The organism is Xenorhabdus hominickii (assembly GCF_002632725.1).
Taxonomy (GTDB): Bacteria; Pseudomonadota; Gammaproteobacteria; order Enterobacterales; family Enterobacteriaceae; genus Xenorhabdus; species Xenorhabdus hominickii.
On sequence record NZ_NJAI01000001.1, the window covers coordinates 364,902 to 381,861 of the forward strand.

Genomic DNA, 16,960 nt, shown 5'->3' on the forward strand with positions numbered 1-16,960 from the left:
TCTCTACAAGAATAAGAATAAGAATAAGAATAAGAATAAGAACAAGAACAAAAATACCACCAAATAATGTCATTAGATGACATTATTTGTCAACAGGCAAAATACACTTAATGAAATTTATAATTATTTACAATATTTAATTTCGTGCTAAAATGAAAGGTTAAGCATTATAAGATTTTGGTTTATAACGAGGTAGTAGATGATAGATAGAAACAAAGAAGAATTTGGTCGCCGTGAGCGCAAAAAAAGGATGTTGCGAAATGCTCTAATTAAGGCATCTTATGAACTTTTTTCTATAAAAGGATTTGACGAAACACGGATAGAAGATATTACCGAAAAAGTTGATGTTTCTACTCGCACTTTCTTTCGTTATTTTGCTTCAAAAGAAGAAGTTGTTCTTGATTATCAAGAAGCAGAGAATAAAGACTTCATCACAGCCCTCTCCCACCGCCCGTCAAGTGAGTCCGTCATAACGGCATTACGACATGCTGCTGTAGAAGTTGTAAAGAAATGTGAAAAAGGCTCTTACGGCTTTGATGCAGATCGATTCATGACGTTACAAGAATTACTGAGAAATCACCCACTGGTAAGAGCTAAGAGTTTTCAATATAGTGAAAATACAAAAAATTCAATCACTTCGTTAATTGCAAAACGAATGGGTACCAACATTAGTGATGACATTCGTCCAAGCATTATCACAGGAATTTTAGATTATGCACACTGGGCTGCGTATAACACTTGGAAGAAAAACACACACAATACTGTTGTACCTTACTCCGATATTCTTAATAAAGTATTTCTGATTATCGAAGGTGGTCTTAACTTTCCTGCAAGCAACTCATCAAACTCTGGTAGTACTAAATAAAATTCCAAAATATCTAACAACGCAGACGAGTGGAAGGAATCTATTGCAAATATTCTATAACATGATTATATATTCACGATGTTGATTAGTCTTAAACATAATATTCACGCTCAATGAAAGTGCCGATGATTTTATCATGCAGTTCAGCTAACTTTGAATACTCCAATGTCTCACGATTCAATCGCTTAATTTCGGTTACGAAACATCAGATTCTCACGCTCGATACGTTGTGTGAAACTTTTCCTTATGAGACACTTGCTAGTTAACCCGAATTCTGGATAAGAAATTGAACTAAGTGGCTGTTCCAAGATCAGAGTTTTAGACCGATAAAAAACCAATCTTAAAAGGAACAGGCAATGGATAAATTAGTTGAACTTTTCTGCGATGTCGATGATTTTTGTCGGGCTTTTATTCCTCAATGGACACAATTTTGTCTCGAAAACAGGTATCGTCAGCGCCACCGTCAGGATCGTATGAGTCTCAGCGAGATAATGGTCATTTTGGTCTTGTTCCATATGTCCGCCCACCGGAATTTCAAAACATTCTATCTGGGGTTTATTTGGCAATATCATCATAAAGACTTCCCGACCTTACTCAGTTACACTCGTTTTATCAGTGTAGCCCCATCCGTTTTAGTCCCACTTTGTTGCTATTTCACTCGATTAAAAGGAAAACACATTGGTATCACTTTTATTGATTCTACCTGTCTGCGTGTTTGCCGTAACATCCGTATTCCCCACCATCAAGTCTTTAAGGGGATCTCAGACGGGGGAAAACGTCAATGGGATAGTTTTATGAATTTAAGTTGCATTTGATCGTTAACCCTCAGGGGGAAATTGTGGCGACCAATATTACCGCCGATAATGTCGATGACCGGGAACCAGTCCGTGAATTAGCCAAAGAATTAACGGGGGCTCTTTACGGGGCATCAAAGGTTATCTCAGTCAAGCGCTCACGAACGATTTAGCAGACACTGGTGCAATGCTCATCACTCAAAAGCGTCGTAATATGAAAGCACAGACCTCGCTGAGTGGGATAAGATAATGTTATAAAATCGCTTTATTATTGAAACGATCAATGGACAGTTAAATAATATCTCTCAGATAGAACACTCACATCACCGCAGTATCAAGAGATTTCTATTAACCGTGTTGGGGGGACTCATTGCCTATTGTTTGAAAAAGAAGAAACCGTCACTAAGTCATCTTTTCCATTCGGGAGAAGATGACTTAGTGACGGCTTAAGCAGAATTTGGGTTAAGTAAGGGTAAGCATCATGAGTGTTCCCCGTAAGTACGGGAATAAAACCGAAATATTAAGAGGACAAAAGGTTACCACGGTAATCAAAAACAATTTCACTTTTAACAATGGATGCTATAAGAATTTTTTCTCAACTCTCTGAATCAATTATTCATATATGACCATAATTAAAAATATTTTCTGTAATCATTTCTCTAACAAAAAAACATCAATAAAAAACATTACCGTAAAGATAATAATAAAATAATTAATTTAATTAACCATTATAGAGGATATATTAGTTTAATTTGACGATCAAACAAACGAACATTCCGAATTCATAAACATATTATCACCAAGCACCATTCGTTAATGCTTGTCCAAAAAACCTATGGTAATCTACGCGGCCTTCCGTCCCTTACAGTTGATTTTACAATCAAAAATAGGAACCTAATTTACTTATGAAATTAACTAACACCAATAAATTGTTAGCCGTGACGCTATGTCTGGCAACCTCATACAGCTACGCAGATAGTGAACGTCCACTTTTCTCATTAACCATGACTGAATCAGGCGTCCCTCAGACAAATAATGACGGTAGTTTATCCCGCTCTTCCAAATCTGAGTCTCGTATTCTACCAATTTGGGGTAATGAAGCTCGGGCGAAAGGTTATGATCTGCCTGAGCCGTTTGGTGTTAGTTATGGTTATATGAATCTGCGACAAGACGTTGTTGTGGATAAAATCGGTTTTATTATGCCTAAAAATCCATCTACTGCTGAAGCCTTAAAAATACAAGCAGGAAAGACTCGTGAACGAAATGAGTCACATATGCTTAAACTAGATACATGGGTACTACCATTTTTAAATGTTTATGGAGTGTATGGAAAAACAAAGGGTACCTCCGCAACTAATATTGAAAATGTAGAATTAGGTTTTTTTAAATTTAAAAACATACCTTTTGAATTAGACTTTCAAGGAAAAACTTTGGGGGGTGGTTTAACATTAGCTGGTGGCTATAACCAATTTTTTGTAACACTAGATGCAAACTACACGCGTACTAATCTGGATATTTTAGACGGTGATATAACAGCTTATGTTATGACCCCTAGAATTGGCTATGAATTCATTTTTGAACCATTATTTGCAGGGCAAGGTAATACCAAAATCCAAATTTGGGCTGGTGCCATGTATCAAGATATTACTCAGCGTTTCAAAGGTAACATTAATAACCTAAATTTACCTGGAGTTTTCGGTGTTCTCGTTAAAGCAATGGATGATCCAGATATGAAATTCGACGTCGAACAACATCTCGCCCACAAATGGAACAATACCGCAGGCGTTCGTATCGAACTTACCCGTAATTTTAACGTATTATCCGAAGTCGGTTTCGGAAACCGTAACAGTTTCTTTATTTCCGGAGAGTTCCGCTTCTAATGTCTGGCCTCGCAACATTGAAAAGGCTGGTGATATCCAGCCTCCTGATGTTTACTGCCTCAGCCGCACAAGCGCAGATTTTACCTGATCGGCAAAAAATTGATGGTTGGTTAAACGAATTAGGCGGCAGCAATCATTTTGATGCCCACAAGAAAATCGACTGGGGCGTATTGCCCGGGCCTTTCTACACCCCTGAAATGGGTGTGGGGGTTGGTGTTGCCGTTGTGGGTTTATACCGCCCCGACAGCTCAGATCATATCAGCCAAACATCTTCACTGGGACTCAGTGGTTTTGGCTCATCTACCGGCGCATTTGGTCTGAATTTCACCAATTATAATTTTCTTGCCAACGATCAATGGCGATTGTTCGTTTCAGGTACATTGAATAACACCCCAACTTATTATTGGGGCAAGGGCTATAACGCCGGTCAAAATAACCGTAATAAAGAGAAATATCACTCACAGGAATTTGATATTCGTCCCCGTCTCCTCTATCGCGTTGCCGATGCGACGTATATGGGGCTAGGCTGGCATTTTTCATCTCTCAACGCCAGTAACCCAGATATCGGGGCTAAACGGTATTTTGACCATTCCGTCGGTGGCCGTTCAGTAGTCAGTTCCGGTGTAAGTACCTACTTCAGTTATGACACACGGGATTTCTTACCCAATGCCCAGCATGGACAAACGTTTGAGATAGTTTATACCTATTTTTCCCCAGAATTAGGGGCAGACCATCGTTTCCATACGACCCAATTTCAGTTTTCGACCTATCACCAGTTATCAGACAAAACCGTACTGGCCTTTGATAACTATGCCCGTTTCAGTGCAGGTGATGTGCCGTGGAATCAACTGTCGCTACTCGGCAATGGTCAGCGAATGCGTGGGTATTATGAAGGCCGCTATCGTGATAACAATATCTTCACGACACAACTGGAAATAAGGCAAAAACTTGATTGGCGCCATGGTGTCGTCGGCTGGGTAAGTATGGGGACATTAGGTGACTCCCCTTCTGAATTAGGAAAAAAACATTGGCTCCCCTCCGTTGGGGTTGGCTATCGTTTCGAATTTAAACCACGTATGAATGTCAGATTAGATTTTGGTGTTGGTAAGGACAGTACAGGGTTCTATTTTCAGGTAGGAGAGGCATTTTGATTTTAAGAGCATTAATTACTCTGTACTTCTGCTCTTTGTTAGTCGCATGCCAGAGTAAATCAGAATCCATTGCTTCCGTAAAACCTGTTCTCACCAGTGATACACACGAACAGTCACAGGAAATTTGGCTCACATTGCCTCCGATTGCGCCACCTGAAGGTTTAAGGGCTTGCTGTGCTTTCGGTTATAACCTTAAGACTCAACTAGGGAGTATTTCCATTCCCTTCTACGGTATCGACAATATTGTTGAGGCCGAGAAACTGGGTGAGCATCACTACAATGACAGTATAGTGGGTGCAAGCGCAGCATTGTTGGGAGTGAGCAATGAAAAATTGGGTTTACTCTATACGAATAAGGGCGGATTTATTGATATCTCCCATGTCAGAGATACCGCAGACTATACGCTCTATTTGTTCAGCCAAATATATGCTCGTCTCGGCCAAGAGAGGGAATTGACTCTGAGCCATGAACTTGCTGCGCGTAAAATTCACTTTTTTGCTTTTACGCCGCCGGAAGATCCCGCTGAACGCTATACTCTTAGCGCCTATTTGGCGGCTAAGTTAGCGTTTCAGCTAGCAGTCTGGCATGAAATCGCACAATGGTATGGTTATCAATCCGTTCCGGGATTTCCAGAAGGCATTTCTGCTTTTTCCCCAGAAGATCTTTATTCGAATCTGTTGGGTGCACGGCTGGCAATGACGCTGATCTTGGAAGGCCATGCTTCTTCGGTGTCTCACTTCTCCGCTGCAATGGCAAGTATCTTACCGATCGCTTTGCATGAGTTAGAGGCTTCTTCTCGATCACGTACAAAAGAAATGTTTGATAGCGTAGATGGATTATGGTGGAACAGTTATCAACGTATTCCTCAGAAGTTTTTAGTCCTACGCAGAAATTATGAAACCCAAGATAACCGTTATCCCCTGACACCTTGGGGTAAAGAGCGTTTTTCTTTACGTCTGTCTCTGCCTGAGCGTTATCAACATTATTCGTTGGATAAACTGGCTGAGTTCCAGTTATGGCCAACGAATAAGATGCAAAACCTACCTGTTCCAAAACAATATTGGGCAGCGAAAGATTTTAAAATGCTGGCGGAAAATGCCCAATACCAAGATAATCAGCAGCTTTTATTGGCTAAATAGCGTTCACTTTCAATGAAAACCCCTATCACTTTGTCGTGCATTTCCTCCGATTTGAAATAACCAATCGTTTTTCGATTCAGTTTTTTATTCGGATACGATAGATTAAATTGTTCCTCTCTAGCACTTATTTCTATGGATGATTACCAACAATGCAAAAAAATCTTGGCTGGTCTCTGGCAATGGCTACTCTCATTGTTTCCACGACATCGTTTGCGGCCCAGAAATCGCTGACCGCAGAGCAAATCAATCAGGCCGTCAATGGTACTATTACACCATTGCTTAAAGAACAGGCCATCCCTGGCATGGCTGTTGCCATCATTTATCAGGGGCAAACTTATTACTTCACTTACGGTAAAGCGAATATAACGAACAACTTACCGGTAACAAAGCAGACGCTGTTTGAGCTTGGATCCGTTAGCAAAACTTTTACTGGCGTGCTGGGCGGCGATATAATCACCCGTGGCGAAATTAAGCTCAGCGATCCAGCAAAAAAATATTGGCCATCACTGACTGGTAACCAGTGGAAAAACATCAACATGCTGCACCTAGCGACCTATACCGCAGGCGGCCTGCCGTTGCAGATTCCGGATACAGTCACGGACAACGCGTCACTGCTTAACTTTTACCAACATTGGCAACCACAGTGGGAGCCAGGCACAATGCGACTATATGCCAACGCCAGCATAGGTCTGTTTGGCGCACTGGCAGTCAAACCGTCAGGTATAAGCTTCGAACAGGCGATAAAACAGCGCGTATTCCAGCCACTGCAACTGACACATACCTGGATTCATGTACCTAAATCAGAAGAAAAGGAGTATGCCTGGGGTTACCGCGATAACCAGCCAGTGCGCGTATCACCAGGAATGCTGGAAGCAGAATCCTACGGGATAAAATCCACAATTGAGGACATGGCTACCTGGCTGCAGGCCAATATGAAACCGCAGCAAGTTGAGAATAATACGCTGAAGCAGGGAATACTGTTGGCGCAGGCGCGTTACTGGCGCATTGGCGATATGTATCAAGGCTTAGGCTGGGAAATGCTTAACTGGCCAGTCAATGCAGATGCTGTGATCAATGGTAGTGATAACCTGGTCGCACTGGCACCACATCCTTCGGTTGCCATCGATCCACCAGCTCCGGCCGTGTCCGCTTCTTGGGTACATAAAACCGGCGCGACTAACGGTTTTGGCGCCTATATCGCTTTTATTCCCGAAAAGCAGGTGGGCATCGTAATACTAGCAAACAAAAATTATCCCAACCCAGCGCGTATAAAAGCAAGCTACACTATTCTGCAAGCACTACAGTAAGAAAAAAGTCCGCGGCTTTGCTGCGGACTTGTACAAAATACTCAGCATGTGTATACGTTAATTTAATACCCTACAAAAAATGAGTAATTAATGAAAAAAGCGATTTTTTTCTTGTTAGAGGATTATGCGGATTGGGAAAGTGCATACCTCTCTAGCAGACTCAATATCCACGAAGAATGGTCTGTAGAAACTGCTTCTTTAGAACAAGGAACATGTAAATCAATCGGTGGATTTGAAACTGTCATCAACTACTCTTTAGAAACACTCACTCATCATATTGACCTGTTTGTTCTAATCGGAGGCAACTCTTGGAACATAGAAAATGATCAGCTCAAAAATCTGATCTCTACTTATCTCGACGCAGGTGTAACTGTTGGTGCCATCTGTGGCGCTGTCGATTTTTTAGCAAAAAATGGTCTATTAAACGATTTTAAGCATACGGGAAATTCTCAATCGTTGTGGAAAGAATACAGGGAATACCAAAACCCAGAAAACTTCATAACAGAGCAAGTTGTTACTGACAGAAATCTCATCACCGCCAATGGAACTGCATCAATTGAATTTTCTGAGCATGTGCTGAAAGCTTTATGTATTGAAAATACACAAAAAATAGAGAGAGAGCATGAATTATTGAAAATAGGTTATTACAATTACTGTTGTAAATATGGTGACCCATTTGTTTAAACTTATTTTGTTTAAGCTTAAAGTGGATGACGGCAAGAGAGCTGTTCCCCCCAGAAGCATAGCGAGCAACTCTGTTACTGGGGGGGCTGAATGCGTGTCGCTCGCTAGCAATTCGAAGGGTAAGGAGTTTGAAGGGTAAAGAGCAGGTAAAGCTACTCTTTAAATCCCCCCACGGTCTTGCGTACTGGCGTATGCTGTTTAATCAGCTCTTGCAAAACCTCTTTCAATAACTGACTTTTGCCATTGCCCAGTGGCTCCAGAACACTTTTTTCATGGGATTCCGCCTCAGTCAGCAAGCCTACTACCATTTGCTGCCCCATCTCTGTCAGGCTGACCAATGTAATACGGCGATCAACATCACCGTTGGAAAAACGCGCTACATGCCCTTGTACTTCCAGACGTTGCAAAACACGGGTGATGGTCGGCTGTTTACTGACGGTTTTCTGTGCCAGCAGGCTGATACCGATCGGGCCACTTCCCGCCAATGTCGATAACACCCGCCACTCCAATACAGACAGCCCCCGAGCTTCAACAATATCATGAAATTCAGAAGAAACTAACATCCATGCCTGCCCGAGTAAGGCAGGCAAGTAATTGTCAACAAACACTTTTGAATCTGGCATAAGCTGAACAATCCTTTTTGTCTCAGGAAGTTTTGATTCTAAAAGTTTCATTCATGAAAAACACGCTCACGACAATCATTTCATTAATATTTTCCTGATAAAAGTGAGCCAAATCTCGGAACATATGTATTCAGCCCAAGTTGTTTCAATATCATGTATGTTGTCGCCACAGAAGATGAAATAACGGGTAATCCCACACGATCTTCGATCAGGGGAACTGACGCTAAAGAAGGCATTTGTACACAGGCAGAAGCGACTATCACATCCACATTGCTGTTCAGGCGCTTGGTGATCTCTACTGGGGCAAGGGGATCTTGTCGCCCGACATCAAGGTTGTCAGGGATCGCCAGCGAGATGCTATCAATGACTTCAATTCCCTCATTTTCAATATAATCAATCACTAATTGAGTTAATGGCTCCATATAAGGCGTCAATATTGAGATGCGTTTTGCTCCCAAAGCATGAAGCCCATCCACCAAGGCTCCTGCACTAGTAACAACCGGCGCCGGATAACCATTCTCCATTGTCCACAGATGGAGGCGTTTTTCAGAAATTCGGTGATATCCCTTGCCCATGCTCATAATTGCCACTAAACAGGCATATCCCAACACATCTACCGACGCATCCGATAGTTCAAGCGCACAACGATCACTCTCTGCATCCATCGCCGCCAGTTCTTCTTTCGTGACCGTTTTCATTCTCATGCGGCTGGAATGAAAGGTAAAACGCTCAGGGGCGATCGCTTCACGGGCGCGCAGAATCGTAGGGATCTCCGTTTCCATCGTCGTGTTTGAAGAAGGCACTATCTGCCCTATCCGAAAATAACGTGGCTGATTCATGGGCGATCCTCCTGCGTGGGATCTGCACGTTCAACACTCTCGCCCAGATAGTCACGATTCAATGGTAGATCTCGAAAGCGGATCGCATTCATCGGTTGACGGTTGACTTGCAGATCGAAAATATCAAAGCGGTTGTAGTGTCCCGTAATATCGTGCATCTGTCGGGGCTGAATGCAACGGTTCAAATCAATATCTGCATAGACGATCCCTTCTTCATCAATCAGGGGGCTGCCAATCACACGGCCATCTGGCCCAATAATTCCCGTAAATGCGCTATTGGGACGCGCCAGCAGCTCTTCGGCTTCTGGATGCGTGGCTGTCATGGCTTGCACGATTTCCCGTGAGATCGTGGAGCAGGCAACGATGGTAAAAACTTTACCCTCAAAGCAATGAGCCGCTGCCCGTAAACGGATTGCCTCAGCCATGTCATAATCCGGTGGTGCGACAGGCAGGGAAATATAACTGGCAACATGCACCAGCTCTCCCTGAGACAATAAAGCAAAACGCGCCAGCGTATTGGTGTTCTCGCCGCAGGCCAGAGCCCCCAATGGGCCTATGCTGGTTTCATGTACTGTTAAGGAAGAAGCATCTCCATTCGCCCACGTCAGCTTTTCCGCCCATGTCGGCACCAGTTTGCGATGGCGCCCCAGAATGCGCCCATCATCGGAAATGGTAACCAGCGTGTTATAGAGCGTCGCGATACCGTTGGGATTGCGCTCATTAACCCCGATCACGACGTTGATGTGATGACGCGCTGCGGCTTGCGCGATTTTTTGGATCTCAGGCCCCGGTACTTCAATGGCTGATTTGCACAGTTTTTCAAACCACGGGCTTCCCTGCACAGGTGTCATCACCCAGTTCCAATAAGGGTAACCGGAAACAAACACTTCAGGAAAAGCCACCAAACCGGCACCATTATCTGCCGCTTCTCGGATCAGGCGGCAAACGAGATCAACCGTTGCATCCGTGTCCAGAAAGATTGGAGCAGCCTGTACCGCAGCCGCCTTGAACTTAGGAAGATTCAGCATATCAGGTTCCTTTTTCTCTACACAGTTTCTTTACACGGCAATGACGGGATGACGCAGTTCACCAATCTTTTCAAGATTCGCTTCAATAATATCCCCCGGCCACAACCATTCTTGTGGATCGCGTCCTGCTCCAACGCCTTCCGGTGTTCCTGTGGCAATGATATCCCCCGGCTCCAGTGCGATGCCCTTGCTGATATCGGCAATCAGGGTATTGACCTTAAACAACATGTGACGAGTGTTAGAATCTTGTTTGGTGACTCCGTTAACTTTCAGATTTAATGCAAGGTTCTGAGGATCGGGAATTTCATCAGCAGTGACAATACAAGGGCCGAAAGGAGCATAGGTATCCTGCCCTTTGGAGTAGATCCATTGCCCCGCACGGCGACAGTCACGGGCGCTCATGTCGATCAGCAAACTATAACCGAAAACATATTCCAGTGCGTTCGCTTCTGATACGCCTTTGGCGCGTGTCCCCATAATTACCGCCAGTTCCACTTCCCAATCCAATTGCTGAGTGATTTCACTGTTATGTTCAATGGCCTCATCAGGGCCAATCACTGTGGTCGGGGGTTTCGAGAAAATGACGGGTTCTTTTGGCAGCTCTTTTGCTGTATCCAGAGATAAACTGGATTCCGCCACATGTTCAACATAGTTCAGGCCAATCCCAAAGATGTTTTTCCGTGGGCGGGGAATGGGCGCCAAAATTTTTACATTCTGCAATGGTAGTGCAACGCCTAGCGGCCATAATCCATTGAACGACCCCAAAAGCGCGGTGGTACTGTCCACTGCCAGTGGCCCGAGATCAATAAAATCCAGCATATTATCCGGTAATACTTTACCAACATGGCTTGCCAGTTTGGCTAAATCCACCACATTGTTATGCACAATCGCCCCCAATCGTGCGGCTGATGTCACTTCTGTACGGTAAGTGATTAAACGCATCTCTATTCTCCCACTCGTTGATGCCCATCGTTATCACTCAGGGCTTCTTCGTAATACAATTGCAATGCCTGCATCACGGGCAGATCGTTAAAGCAGAATAGGCAAGCATCGTCTGTTTGTGAAGTATTCACATGTTCATGGAATACCCATGAAGGAACACAGAAGATATCCCGTTCCTGCCAGTCAAACCGCTGACCATCAATCACGGAGTAACCCTGCCCTTTCGCCACCTGATAAATGAAACTACCGGTATGCCGGTGTGCTTTGCCAACAAACCCGGGGCGTAATAATTGCATACTGGCACCGAGAGTCGGCATCACGTGGCCGCCTGTCAGCGGATTGGTGTAGTGCATCAGAATGTCATCGAAAGGCGATCCTTCTGAGGTACGTGCAAGGCGTTGCAAGGCTTCATAAGTTGGTTCCCATTGATATTTGAACAAGGGTGAATAAGGTTTATTCCAGCCAATATTGTGGGGCCGCAAGGCGGGTGCGCTCCAAAGTGCAACAGAGGAATCCACGGGTTCAGTCACGGCTTGGCGCAAATCAGGATGTACTTTATAAAACCCCGCCTCCAGTACATTGACCAGTGGCATATCCAGACCATCCTGCCAAATACATGGCAGACCATCAGGTTCAACGCCGTGTTCATGCCATGTACCATTGGGCGTCAGGACGAAATCATTCGCCCCCAACAGCATCTTTTGTCCATCGACGATGGTGTAAGCGCCACGTCCTTCCATGATAAAACGCAGGGCAGAAGAAGAATGGGAATGAGCCGTTGCAGCTTCCCCCGGTCGCATTGTCTGAAGGCCTGAATAAAGTAAGCCCACTGCGGTAGACAACCCCCGCTCTCCAGAATTGTTCAGATAAACCACACGGCGTCCAGCTTGTTCCGGTGTGACCAAATCAGCGGACTTAAGCACCTGTTCACGCAGATCTTGATAACGCTAAATAACCGGTACTGAGGCTGATTTTGGTTGCCAAGGCTCAATTTTATTGGCGATGGTCCAGAGTGCGCCTGTCTTGTACTTTTCCAGTTCCTTGTAATATGCCAACAATTCTGGAGAATCAGGCACATTAGCCCGGCCAGCAATATTTTCTCTATATTGATCATTTTCTTGTTGAGACATCGGTAGCTCCTATACGGATAAAGTCGGAATTTACTGATAACGTTAGAAGTAGCTGCAACTGGAAATCTATCGGGCCGTTTTTTGAATCAGTTGGTGTTCTAGCTGCTCTTTGCCGTAAAGGTAAGGCTTTGGCCAATTAATATTTGTCCAGCCATATTTGGCACATTCATGCAGCAACCAAGCTGCATCAGATAAGAAGGGACGTGATAAGGCACAGAGATCAGCACGGCCAGACGCAATAATGCCGTTGATTTGATCCGCATCCGTAATCGAGCCGACGGCAATCACAGGGATTTTGCCCTCATTACGAATACGATCAGCCATCGGGGTTTGGTACATACGTCCGTAAACAGGGTGTTGTTCCACGGAAACTTCACCTGTGGAGCAGTCCACTATATCCACACCGACTTCACGGAAGTAACGGGCAACGGCGACTGCCTCATCAACTGTCGTTCCTCCCTCAACCCAATCCGTGGCAGAAATCCGCACAGATATCGGTAAATCAGCCGGCCAGACATCACGTACCGCTTTAAAAACCGCTAACGGGAAGCGAATCCGGTTTTCCAACGAGCCGCCATATTCGTCATCACGTTGGTTCGTCAGTGGTGAAATAAAGCTGGATAACAGATACCCGTGGGCGGCCTGAATCTCCAGCCAGTCAAAACCCGCTTCAACGGCACGGTGCGTCGCTGCGACAAACTGTTCAATGACTTTATTCATCTCTGCTTTGGTGATGGCTGCTGGTACTTGGGACACCTCAGACAGGTAGGGCAAAGTCGATGCTGAAACCAAAGGCCAGTTTCCCTCAGGCAAAGGATGGTCAGCTTGTTCCCATCCCACTTGTGTCGATCCCCGTCGTCCTGCATGCCCCAACTGAACACCAATCAGGGCGTCAGTGTGCTGATGGACAAAATCGGTGATCCTCTTCCAAGCCTGCACTTGTTGATCATTCCACAATCCCGTGCAAGCGGGAGTCACGCGTGCTTGTGGCGAAATGGCCGTCATTTCCGCGATCACCAGACTGGCTCCCCCTAATGCCCGGCTTCCAAGATGAATCTGATGAAATTGCCCCGGAATGCCATCGACTGCGCTATACAGCAGTGTAGGAGACACCACAACGCGATTTTTCAGGATCACGCCCCTTATTTTATAAGGTGTGAGCAACGGCGGGATTAGAGGGAATACGTGTTCAGGCTGCCGGATGAACCGGCGTTCATAATTCTCCAACCATGCTTTGTCTCTCAATCGCAGATTTTCATGGGAAATACGCTGTGAACGTGTCAGCAAAGAATAAGCAAATTGTTCCGGTGGGAAGTTTTCGTAGCGAACCACATTTTCAAACCATTCCGTTGAATTGCGCGCAGCATTCTGGATTTTCAGCACTTCCACGCTACGTATGTCCTGATAATGGGATAGGCCCGCTGATACATTCCCCTGATAGACTTTCAGGCAATGAGTCAATTCAATCGCATCTTCCAATGCCAATTTTGTACCGGAACCAATAGAAAAATGAGCGGTGTGGGCAGCATCGCCCATTAACACGATCGGGACACGCTTTTTTCTATTACCAAGATTACTATCGCTAAATTTACTATCGCCAATTTTCCTGTCACCTTCTGGATTGATCCAATGCACCCAATTTGAGCAAATGATCCGGGGAAAGCGGATCCAGATGGCAGCTCCACGCAAATGGGTCGTATTCGAAATCAATGCGTGTCCATCCAACCACAGTGCGAAAAGTTTTTCACAGTATGCAATGCCCTCTTCCTGTGACATTTTATCAATGCCCGCGGCCAACCACGTCTCTTCCGTGGTTTCGACAATAAAAGTTGATAACCCTTGCTGAAACTGGTAAGCATGAACCTGAAACCAGCCATGTTCTGTTTCTGCAAATAAAAAGGTAAAAGCATCAAAAACTTTATGGGTTCCCAACCAGACAAAACGGCAATGGCGCTGATCGATATCGGGTTCAAACACGTCAGCATAACGGGTGCGGATCTGGCTATTGATGCCATCGGAAGCAATCAGTAAATCAGCTTGGTATTTGCGGGCAATCGCCTGTTCATCATTAATTTGGGTTTCGAACACCAGCTCAACCCCTACTTCCTGACAGCGATCTTGCAGAATATTCAGTAATTTTTTGCGGCCAATACCGATAAATCCGTGACCTCCGCTGCGATTTACCGTTCCCTTGAAGTGGATATTAATATCATCCCAATGGCTGAATTCTCCGGCAATCGTTCCGGCTGACACCGGATCGGCCATATTCAGGTTTTCCAGCGTCTCATCAGAAAATACGACTCCCCAACCAAACGTGTCATACGGACGATTACGTTCGATTACCACGACACTATTATCAGGATCTTGCAACTTCATCAGCAGACCGAAATACAATCCAGCCGGCCCTCCACCAATACAGACTATATTCATGCTTTTTCTCCTGTCACACGATACCTACACGCGAAACCTATCACTCCATTCCTGGCTGTGCTGATTAGGGAAGTTTGAGTTAAGGTGCGTAAGGTGTTTGAGTTAAGGCATATGTTCGGTTAACGCATAATAAAACTCATCAGGTATCGGGATCGCTTGATGGGTATCCAGTGATGTCGTGACATAAGTCTGGATCACACTCATCCTTAGTTCCCCTTTCTGGCCGATACAACGATGGAGCAAGGTCAGTGATTTTCTGCCAATTCGCTCGACCTTCAATTCCAGAAAAACCTCATCCCCCATTCTGCTAATCGCCTTAAATTCAGCTTCCAAATGAACAGTTGGCAAACCAAAGCGATGTTTAATGATGTAGTTGGAATAACCCATCGGAGTTAACTTATCGAACCAGACTTCCAGTAGATTGTTGAACATCACGAAATACTGGGGATAAAAGACAATCCCCGCAGGATCACACTCAGAAAATCTAATTTTATGAGGTTGTGTAAATCTAAGCAGGCTCATAGCAGGCTCCTCAATACCGTTTTTATAAGGAAAGATGACGTTGGCATTCGCGTAATTGATTACCGTATTCATCCGCCAGTGCCGCTTCACGCAATTGCTTCAAACTGGCAGGAGACAAGTGATTCAAATGACGATCAACGATGTTCATCAAGGTTTGGAAATTGCGTAATCCACGGATGTGTGTATCTCCATATCCCTTGATTAATCTCTGGCATTGGGCAATTTCCAGCGCCAATGCCGGATCGCGTTTTGCTGCCGCCACCAGCCGTTGTAACCAGCCTTCAATCCGTTCCGTTTCACACTGAAAACGCAGCGTACGGCGACGCATCCGCCGCCAGCTTGCCAACAGGTAAAGCAGCAGATATCCCCGAATTGAGCTGGTAGTAATCACACGTCCATGACTGAGTAACTTTGCCAGCATACGGTTGGCAAGATGCGGACGAGATAACCAGCGTCCAATCTGGCTGGGTAAGGTATCGCACACTTCTTCTATTCTGGGATGCAGGAATTCATTGATCTCCACAATGTGATCCCGTTCTCCCCGTACTTCTTTGCGAACACGCTCGAACCGGCTGGCGCGGATCTTCAGATCGGCCACCCGGATGGTGTCTTCATAAGCCATCCACAACGCCAGATGACGCGCAGTTTCACGCAATAACTTCTCATCACGGCTTTCTGTCTGATCTATCAAGTTCTGCAACCGATCAAGATACAAGCTGGCATAATCCGGATCTTGATAATCAATCAGCCGCCTGATGCCTTCGATAGCAACGTTATGAATGCAGGATGGCATTTGTTTCTGAATACGCCGTAAGAGGGCATTAACTTTGCCGTGACTTGAAGAGCGTATTTTCTTCGTAGTTGGGACGATATGTGCTGTTGGTATCGCTTTTGCGGTATTAGTTGTCATATTGGCCGCAGTATCAGTTAATCTTGAAAACGCACTTTCTGCTGTCCCCGATAGCACCCGATCTATCCCCAAACCAAACGCTTTCAGACTTAGTTTGATCCCTACCCCTCCTTTGATGATCGTCTCTTCAAACTGAAAACGGCTAAATGGCAAAACTCCCGTACCACAGAGTGCGCCGAACAATACTGCACTGATCACACTGCCGCTCTTCTCTGCCATCACGGCCATATCAAAATGGACAAAACGCAAAGCAGCCTGTCGGGATTGCCGGATCAACACACAACTATCCACACGTCCATCTCCCATCGCCGATTTTTCCGTGATCGAGAATATCCGGTGAGTCGAAGCAATCAATGTTGTGCGATCGGGTGTCACAAAACCTCGTTGGACAGCGCGTCCGGCTTCCATCAATTCAGAGGCCAGCACGATATCCACATCACCGGCAGTTGGCATCAGTGCCAACACGGGCACCGAAACGTCGGGATCATCTGCACCGGGGAACAGTTCAACATAATAGATAGTTGCCCCTGTCCGCTGTGCGACACCAGGCACTGATGTTGTTTGAGCAAAGTAGCCATGCTCTTCACCCAGACTGACGATCCAATCCGCCAGTACACCACCGCCTTCCCCTCCCATCGCCAAGATCGCAATTTTAATGGGCTGAGCCGTTTTTGCTTTGATGGGTGATCCCATGAATGATGTCATGAAGATGATCC

At 45.2% G+C, this 16,960-nt stretch carries 19 protein-coding genes and 2 pseudogenes; 10 read left to right on the plus strand and 11 right to left on the minus strand.

Going from position 1 to position 16,960, the window contains the following annotated elements:
• Positions 1-199: 199 nt before the first annotated feature.
• Positions 200-865, plus strand: a complete 666-nt coding sequence (locus tag Xhom_RS01500; protein ID WP_069317111.1) for a TetR family transcriptional regulator — start codon at positions 200-202, stop codon at positions 863-865.
• A gap of 91 nt (positions 866-956) precedes the next feature.
• Here Xhom_RS01500 and Xhom_RS01505 read toward each other — a convergent pair.
• Positions 957-1,107 (minus strand): annotated as a pseudogene (locus tag Xhom_RS01505) (IS1 family transposase); the annotation flags it as partial.
• A gap of 114 nt (positions 1,108-1,221) precedes the next feature.
• On the opposite strand from Xhom_RS01505, the gene Xhom_RS45580 reads away from it, so the two are divergent.
• From Xhom_RS45580 to Xhom_RS01525, 7 genes are all read left to right on the plus strand, one after another.
• Positions 1,222-1,680 carry a transposase gene (locus tag Xhom_RS45580; protein ID WP_420855240.1) on the plus strand — a complete coding sequence of 153 codons (459 nt, stop codon included), beginning with the start codon at positions 1,222-1,224 and terminating at the stop codon, positions 1,678-1,680.
• A gap of 23 nt (positions 1,681-1,703) precedes the next feature.
• Positions 1,704-1,832: a hypothetical protein gene (locus tag Xhom_RS45585; protein WP_420855241.1), complete on the plus strand. Its 129-nt coding sequence runs from the start codon at positions 1,704-1,706 to the stop codon at positions 1,830-1,832.
• Complete coding sequence (locus tag Xhom_RS45590) at positions 1,793-1,909, plus strand: hypothetical protein (RefSeq protein WP_420855253.1); 117 nt, start codon at positions 1,793-1,795, stop codon at positions 1,907-1,909. Before Xhom_RS45585 ends, Xhom_RS45590 begins: the two co-directional genes overlap by 40 nt.
• A 20-nt stretch (positions 1,910-1,929) precedes the next feature.
• Positions 1,930-2,109 carry a hypothetical protein gene (locus tag Xhom_RS45595; RefSeq protein WP_420855254.1) on the plus strand — a complete coding sequence of 60 codons (180 nt, stop codon included), beginning with the start codon at positions 1,930-1,932 and terminating at the stop codon, positions 2,107-2,109.
• A 455-nt stretch (positions 2,110-2,564) separates the two neighbouring features.
• On the plus strand, positions 2,565-3,539 hold the full coding sequence (locus Xhom_RS01515) for a hypothetical protein (RefSeq protein ID WP_069317112.1): 975 nt from the start codon (positions 2,565-2,567) through the stop codon (positions 3,537-3,539).
• A complete protein-coding gene (locus Xhom_RS01520; RefSeq protein ID WP_069317113.1) occupies positions 3,539-4,690 on the plus strand; it encodes a BamA/TamA family outer membrane protein in 1,152 nt (383 codons plus the stop codon). Before Xhom_RS01515 ends, Xhom_RS01520 begins: the two co-directional genes overlap by 1 nt.
• Positions 4,690-5,829, plus strand: a complete 1,140-nt coding sequence (locus Xhom_RS01525; protein WP_069318494.1) for a DUF4056 domain-containing protein — start codon at positions 4,690-4,692, stop codon at positions 5,827-5,829. The genes Xhom_RS01520 and Xhom_RS01525 overlap by 1 nt, the downstream gene beginning before the upstream one ends.
• Here the strand turns inward: Xhom_RS01525 and Xhom_RS01530 are convergent.
• Positions 5,805-5,950, minus strand: a pseudogene (locus Xhom_RS01530) (IS1 family transposase); the annotation flags it as partial. The gene Xhom_RS01525 and the pseudogene Xhom_RS01530 overlap by 25 nt on opposite strands.
• 28 nt (positions 5,951-5,978) lie before the next feature.
• Here Xhom_RS01530 and ampC point away from each other — a divergent pair.
• Both ampC and Xhom_RS01540 read left to right on the plus strand, forming a co-directional pair.
• A complete protein-coding gene (gene ampC, locus Xhom_RS01535; protein WP_069317114.1) occupies positions 5,979-7,136 on the plus strand; it encodes a CMY2/MIR/ACT/EC family class C beta-lactamase in 1,158 nt (385 codons plus the stop codon).
• A 90-nt stretch (positions 7,137-7,226) separates the two neighbouring features.
• The gene (locus Xhom_RS01540; RefSeq protein WP_069317115.1) at positions 7,227-7,820 is read left to right on the plus strand and encodes a type 1 glutamine amidotransferase family protein; all 594 of its coding nucleotides are present in this window, start codon (positions 7,227-7,229) and stop codon (positions 7,818-7,820) included.
• Positions 7,821-7,972: 152 nt separating this feature from the next.
• Here Xhom_RS01540 and Xhom_RS01545 read toward each other — a convergent pair whose 3' ends face one another.
• From Xhom_RS01545 to Xhom_RS01580, 9 genes are all read right to left on the minus strand, one after another.
• Positions 7,973-8,443: a MarR family winged helix-turn-helix transcriptional regulator gene (locus Xhom_RS01545; RefSeq protein WP_069317116.1), complete on the minus strand. Its 471-nt coding sequence runs from the start codon at positions 8,441-8,443 to the stop codon at positions 7,973-7,975.
• An 83-nt stretch (positions 8,444-8,526) separates the two neighbouring features.
• Positions 8,527-9,282: a maleate cis-trans isomerase family protein gene (locus Xhom_RS01550; RefSeq protein WP_069317117.1), complete on the minus strand. Its 756-nt coding sequence runs from the start codon at positions 9,280-9,282 to the stop codon at positions 8,527-8,529.
• A complete protein-coding gene (locus tag Xhom_RS01555; RefSeq protein ID WP_069317118.1) occupies positions 9,279-10,310 on the minus strand; it encodes a carbon-nitrogen hydrolase family protein in 1,032 nt (343 codons plus the stop codon). Before Xhom_RS01555 ends, Xhom_RS01550 begins: the two co-directional genes overlap by 4 nt.
• A 30-nt stretch (positions 10,311-10,340) precedes the next feature.
• Positions 10,341-11,252: a fumarylacetoacetate hydrolase family protein gene (locus Xhom_RS01560; RefSeq protein ID WP_069317119.1), complete on the minus strand. Its 912-nt coding sequence runs from the start codon at positions 11,250-11,252 to the stop codon at positions 10,341-10,343.
• 2 nt (positions 11,253-11,254) lie between these two features.
• Entirely contained in the window at positions 11,255-12,175 is a 921-nt protein-coding gene (locus Xhom_RS01565) for a cupin domain-containing protein (RefSeq protein WP_232326122.1), read from the minus strand.
• Between the two features lie 24 nt (positions 12,176-12,199).
• The gene (locus tag Xhom_RS36265) at positions 12,200-12,382 is read right to left on the minus strand and encodes a hypothetical protein (RefSeq protein ID WP_232326123.1); all 183 of its coding nucleotides are present in this window, start codon (positions 12,380-12,382) and stop codon (positions 12,200-12,202) included.
• Positions 12,383-12,448: 66 nt separating this feature from the next.
• Positions 12,449-14,812: a bifunctional salicylyl-CoA 5-hydroxylase/oxidoreductase gene (locus tag Xhom_RS01570; RefSeq protein WP_069317120.1), complete on the minus strand. Its 2,364-nt coding sequence runs from the start codon at positions 14,810-14,812 to the stop codon at positions 12,449-12,451.
• Positions 14,813-14,914: 102 nt separating this feature from the next.
• The gene (locus Xhom_RS01575) at positions 14,915-15,334 is read right to left on the minus strand and encodes an acyl-CoA thioesterase (protein WP_069317121.1); all 420 of its coding nucleotides are present in this window, start codon (positions 15,332-15,334) and stop codon (positions 14,915-14,917) included.
• Positions 15,335-15,356: 22 nt separating this feature from the next.
• The gene (locus Xhom_RS01580; protein ID WP_232326124.1) at positions 15,357-16,949 is read right to left on the minus strand and encodes an indolepyruvate oxidoreductase subunit beta family protein; all 1,593 of its coding nucleotides are present in this window, start codon (positions 16,947-16,949) and stop codon (positions 15,357-15,359) included.
• Between the last annotated feature and the right edge of the window lie 11 nt (positions 16,950-16,960).